Origin of the sequence: Acinetobacter sp. UBA5934, assembly GCF_002430855.1 — a bacterium.
GTDB lineage: Bacteria > Pseudomonadota > Gammaproteobacteria > Pseudomonadales > Moraxellaceae > Acinetobacter.
In genome coordinates this window covers 13,054-13,532 of sequence record NZ_DJDC01000161.1, presented here as the reverse complement: position 1 = coordinate 13,532, position 479 = coordinate 13,054, and the positions used below count along the sequence as shown (strand labels likewise).

The following is a 479-nucleotide window of genomic DNA, read 5'->3' as shown; positions in this document are numbered from 1 at the left end:
ACAATATAAGCTTCTTCATTATCCATGGTCACAATGGATGGCGTAGACAGCAAATTGGATTTGGTTTTGCTTTTTAAAGCCTGAATTAAGGCACCATACAGTTTGCGTGAACCATTATCGCCTTCTTTATAATCGCCAAGGATCAAGGAAGTCCCGGTTCCCAATTTGGCAGCTGCACCCGCTGCACCACCTGCTACATATCCGGCAGCAAGCTCGGCAATACTCGCCCCGGCATTGCTAAAGTTGATTAAACCAATGCCGCTATTCAGATCACCCAAAGCCCATTGCACACCCAGCTGATCGGCATCATTGCCTTCAACTTCAATGATGGCAGCCTCAATCAGCACCTGCTGACGACGGATATCCAGCTGCTGAATGGCCGATTCAATTTCACGCATCAACTGTGGATCTGCTTTCACCACCAAAGAATTTTGACTGTCATCGGCAATAATACTGACGCCATTACCATTAAAACTGGT

1 protein-coding gene is annotated in these 479 nt (G+C 46.6%); it reads right to left on the bottom strand.

Annotated features, from left to right (window positions below; all coding sequences use genetic code 11):
* Window positions 1-479 (bottom strand): type II secretion system protein GspD (locus B2Y23_RS11715; protein ID WP_291370967.1); only part of this gene is annotated, 479 nt, incomplete at both ends.